Annotated in this window: 6 protein-coding genes; 3 read left to right on the top strand and 3 right to left on the bottom strand. The window is 64.3% G+C overall.

Annotation, left to right across the window (positions count from 1 at the left end):
- Positions 1-180 precede the first annotated feature (180 nt).
- Together MQN93_RS43550 and MQN93_RS43555 are read left to right on the top strand one after the other, a co-directional pair.
- Positions 181-864: a hypothetical protein gene (locus MQN93_RS43550; protein WP_242713896.1), complete on the top strand. Its 684-nt coding sequence runs from the start codon at positions 181-183 to the stop codon at positions 862-864.
- A gap of 42 nt (positions 865-906) precedes the next feature.
- Positions 907-1,404, top strand: coding sequence for a hypothetical protein (locus tag MQN93_RS43555; RefSeq protein ID WP_242713897.1), 498 nt, complete (start codon positions 907-909; stop codon positions 1,402-1,404).
- Here the strand turns inward: MQN93_RS43555 and MQN93_RS43560 are convergent.
- Genes MQN93_RS43560 through MQN93_RS43570 form a run of 3 tightly spaced genes read right to left on the bottom strand, consistent with a single transcriptional unit; the run spans position 1,394 to position 3,889 of the window.
- On the bottom strand, positions 1,394-2,869 hold the full coding sequence (locus tag MQN93_RS43560; protein ID WP_242713898.1) for a hypothetical protein: 1,476 nt from the start codon (positions 2,867-2,869) through the stop codon (positions 1,394-1,396). The genes MQN93_RS43555 and MQN93_RS43560 overlap by 11 nt on opposite strands.
- A gap of 5 nt (positions 2,870-2,874) precedes the next feature.
- The gene (locus MQN93_RS43565; protein ID WP_242713899.1) at positions 2,875-3,582 is read right to left on the bottom strand and encodes a hypothetical protein; all 708 of its coding nucleotides are present in this window, start codon (positions 3,580-3,582) and stop codon (positions 2,875-2,877) included.
- Entirely contained in the window at positions 3,572-3,889 is a 318-nt protein-coding gene (locus MQN93_RS43570; protein ID WP_242713900.1) for a hypothetical protein, read from the bottom strand. The genes MQN93_RS43565 and MQN93_RS43570 overlap by 11 nt, the downstream gene beginning before the upstream one ends.
- A gap of 126 nt (positions 3,890-4,015) precedes the next feature.
- Between MQN93_RS43570 and MQN93_RS43575 the strand changes: the two genes are divergently transcribed.
- Positions 4,016-4,372: a hypothetical protein gene (locus MQN93_RS43575; protein ID WP_242713901.1), complete on the top strand. Its 357-nt coding sequence runs from the start codon at positions 4,016-4,018 to the stop codon at positions 4,370-4,372.
- Positions 4,373-4,589 lie beyond the last annotated feature (217 nt).

The following is a 4,589-nucleotide window of genomic DNA, read 5'->3' on the forward strand; positions in this document are numbered from 1 at the left end:
GATCCAGGCCGTCAACCGCTGATCCACCCGGACGATCTGCATCGTTCGGTCCGCCCACTGCCATACAGAAGGGTGCCAGGAGCGGCCCTGATAGCGTCGCAGCCGGAGTGCCAGGGCATGCATGCAGCGGGCTGAACCTGTGCAGTAACAGGCCAAGCATTGCACCGGGAGGACGAGCGGATGACCTACCACGAGCCCGAGACGGCCTTCGCCGATCCGGCGACGGTGCGTGCCTGGCAAAGGGAGCGCCGCCGCTCGCTCACGACCATGACCTTCTGGGCGCTGTTCCTCGTGCTCTGGGTGGGGCTCAGCACCGTGGTGTCGGGCTGGTCAGGCACAGTCGTCGCGAGCATCTTCGCCGTCCCGGGGATCCTCGTGGCCGTGGTCGGAGTGGCTCTTGGCTCGCTACGCCGAGAACATCTCGGCAAGATGAGGGCCGTACTGGCGGCATATCCCTGGCAGCACTGCCCTGCACTCGGAGAAGCGCACCCGGCGGGCATCGAGTACTTCCGCCTGCCCGATCCGGACGAACCACAGAAACACATCCATGTGGCCTTCCGGCGCTACGGCACGGGCAAGCGTTGGCGGCGCGCGGTAGCGGAGGCCCGGTCTGCAGGGTTCGCGTTCGCGGGTGATCCACGGTACGCCGGCGTGGTCGCTCTGCCCGGCCTTCGGGAGCTGCTGGCGGTACGCCCCCAGCATGTGTACATCGAGGCAGATGGCACGAGGCCGCGCACCGTGAGCGAAGAGGCGTGGCGACGTGCGGAGGAGGCCGGCATCACGACGGCACCGTCGGCCGAGGAACAACGACGCAAAGTCCTCTACTCCCTGCGCAGGGCCGTCCAGAGGAGGGCCTCCTCCTGACAGGACGGCACTTGGCACAACTACCAGCGGAGGCGAGCCATCATGCCGGAGTTCCACTTCACCATGATCGACGGTCAGGATGACATCAAGGACGGGCTCGCCTTCGGACATCTCGAAGTTCGAGGAGCAACAGGGCAGGCCTCCTCACGGACGCCTGACAAGGACGGCGGCCTGGGCATCCAGGTGTTCGCAGTGTTGCCCGACCTGCTGGACGGCTTGAGCAGCCTTATCAAACGGGGCCGAGGCACCTTCATTTTCTCGGACCCGGTGTTTTCACTGAAGTTCAAGATCGACAGACATGGAACATTGACCATCTCGCACCGCCGGACGGTGATTGACGCCGCTCCGCCGGCAACTGTGGCCAGGGCCATCTGGTCGGCGGTGCAGGAATTCTCGGACAAACACCTCGGCGATGTCACGGAGCCGACAGAGTTCACCGAGCTCTCGGACAGCGGTGATGTGCAGTACATCGACATGCGTATCCGAGTTGAGGCTGCGATGGCTCGCTTTCAGATCGCACTGAACGAGCTCAGGAGCTGAGAGCCGCCTTGGCCGGCAGGATGCCCGGCTTGTAGCCAAGGCCTCCACCACCACCGCCCACGGTGTCCATGAAGACACCGGTCGTGTCGAAATCAGCACCGAACAAGGCAGTATTGACGGTGGCCCGGGTCAGGCTGGTCACGAAGCCCTGGGCTGCGCCGACCATACTCGTACCCAACACGTTCTTTCCGTTCAGCGCCATGTTGAGCTGAGCGAACTGCTTTCTGTCCATGTCGATCAGACTGCTGCGATAGAGCTTGCCCGGCAGGTTGGACAGTCCCTTGCTCACAAGCGTGCCCATACCGGCTCCGATAACGTTGCCGGTAAGGTTCTGCAGGGCGTTCTTCCGCATCTCACTCCAGCCGCCGTTCAGGGCGTCCTTGAGCGTCGTCTTCATCTCACCCTTAGCGAACGCGAAAGCAACTTTGCGGAAACCCTTGAGATCCTCACCCATGCGCCACACCTTCACCAGGCGAGCGAAGGCGATCTCCGCCTTCCTGACCTTCAGCGCCATTCTGAATCCGGCCATAAATTTGCCGGCTTTCGCCAGCATCGCGACCTTTCCGACAAGCGGGATGCAATCCAGCGCGGCGAACAGCAGGTCACCCCAGCCCGCCTTGCCCTGGGCGAACTGGACGATGGTGTCCGCCAGCACGATCAGCGCCGCGGCAAGAACGATCCACACCAGAGGGCCACCCACGAACAGCAGCACGATCCCGGCGACGGCCACAAAGATCTTGGCGGCGACGACGAGTACCTTCCAGGCCTTCCCCAGCCAGTCCCCTACCTTCTGGTACCACTTTTTGTTGTGGATGCCGGCATCGGAGGCATCGTGGATGTCATGGACGAGCTTCGTGGCTGCCTCGTCCTGGTCCTTGCCGGCTTTCTCCGCCTTCGTCTTCAGCTCCGCCAACTGGGCGTTCAGGCTGTCCACCTGACCCTGAACCGCCTTCTGGTGCTCGTTCGCGTGCCGTGCGTCGCGTGCAGCCTTTCGGACCTTGTCCGGGTCGGGCATGGGCGCGCCGCCTGCAGGGTTCTTGAGCTTGTCCTGGGCTGACTGGGCGTTGCCTGCCGCGGCCGTGGCACTCGCCAGACGGCCCTGCGCTTTGGAGAGCTCGCCGCGTAGAGTGCGGGCCCTGGCGAGAGCGTGATCCGCCGTCGTCTGACAGTGCTCCAGCGTCCCTGCGTAGGTCAGCAGGGCCTCCGAAGCCTTCTCGTAGGAGCCGTGAAGCTTCTGCAGTTGGCCGGGCAGCTTGCCGATCCGTTCCTTGAACGCGTCCATGGCCTTGCTGTTCGCGTCCCGGAGAGCGGAGTCCTTCGAGGCGGAACGCATGCTCTTGAGAACGGTGAAGATGTCCTCGACGAAGGTCTTGTAGCGCTGGCCCTGGAGTTTCACCTCGTGCGGATCGCCGGGCGTCGGGTCTTCGTGCAGGTCGAGGTTGTGCCAGTCGGTGGGGCGGGCCATCAAACTCAGCTCTCCGTGTCGAGGTCGGCGCGGCGTACGAAGCGGAACGTGCTGGTGATGAGGTCGAAGAGCTGCAGCATCGGCTCGGCCAGGGCCAGTTGGGGAGTGCTGGCGCTGATCACCGCGACCTTGGGGTCGCCGCCGGGGAACGGCACGAACGTCTGCATCATCACCGCGCGGTAGCTGCGGTTGTCGTCGGGGACCTCGATGTCCTCGACGCCTTCGGTACGTGCCGCCCGGCCCGTTTCGGGCAGGTCTACCACGCTCACGCGGCGCCACGGGTCGGTCGGCCGGCGGCCGGGGGCGATCGGCGAAAGGATGTCCATGAAGGTGTCAGGCCCGGTGGGGGCGGTCTCGCCCGTCGCCTCATTCACTGCTGCGGTCACGCTGACCGTGAGGCTGGCCACCATCGGCTCGTCGTCGACGATCTCACACATGGAGCCGCAGTAGACGACCCTGTTGTTTCGGGCCTCGCGGGCCACCTTCTTCAAGGTCCTGATGAGATCCGCCTGGTGCTGGCCGAGTTCGGGCCTCTCCTTAACCCGCTGCGCTACGACCTCGCGGATCGACCGGTTCACCGTCGCGGGGTGTACGTCGAACTCGTACCACGTACTGGGTACTTGGATGTTGATTGCGATGACGTCCCCGGCCGCCGCCCCGGCGAACGGGTCCTCTTCACCGGTGCCGTCGGAGAGGGAGGCATCACTTTGCATCCTTGCCCTCCTCCTCGTGCTTGCGGAGAGCGTTCCTGAGATCGACGTCGAGCTTGGTCAGCTTGTCAACAATGTCCTGCGCCATCTTCGCCACGCCATCGATGCCGTTGTCGATCTCCTTACGGCCGTCCTTCCAGCCGTGTATGAAGTCCTCCATGGCGTCGTATGCCGACGCCGAGCCCAGTTCGCCGTTGCCCAGCTTTCGATCGACCTGGCCGGTGTCGTCCATGCGCTTCTTGATCGACCTCAGCTGCAGTGCCAGGTCGTCGAGGCCGGCCAGGCTCAGAACGAGATCGCCCTTGGACATGTCAGCTCTCCCCCGATGGCCCGGAACCCATGGTTGCGGTGCAAGTTGCTATCGAAACGCGACGCGCGAATACTACCGATCTCCGCAGATGCGGCCAGGCCGCGCCGTTTCCTCTCCGTCGACCTTGTGGACACCTTCACCGGTTCAGCACCCAACTTGTTCTTCGGCGTCCGAGTCACCTGTCAGGTGCTGAGTAGGGTCGTGGCCATGGCCAAGGGGAGTGGGCGGCGGCCCAAGGTGGACCTGGACAGTGGCATCGAGGACGTGACGCTGTCCCTCCTTGAGTGGCTCGGCGAGCAGGGGGTCGGTGCCATGATCCGGGTCGACGCGGAGCGCATGCGTGACAACCGGCCGGCGTGGACATTCGCAGCCTCTGGTGAGGCTCTGAATGGTGGAGTGAGGGCCGACGGGGCCTCGGCCGCCGAGTGCATGGGCAGGGCAGTGCTTGCCCTGCGAGAAGCCGGGCTGGTCGTTCCCTTCTGAAGCGGTGGCTGGAGAGGCTGCACGTTTTCGAAGACCAGAAGACGTGTGACGCGGCGAAGGACGCGGGTCTCGCTGACAGCGCTATGAGCGTCGACTCGATGGACGATGCGATCTCCAGGGGAACCACGCGTACGAAAGCTCTCGGCTTCTACAACGCACAACATGTGCGGCGCCCGACAGGTCCGTACAGGATCGGCACACATCCCACACACGTAAG

This window comes from Streptomyces spinosisporus, assembly GCF_022698145.1.
GTDB lineage: Bacteria > Actinomycetota > Actinomycetes > Streptomycetales > Streptomycetaceae > Streptomyces > Streptomyces spinosisporus.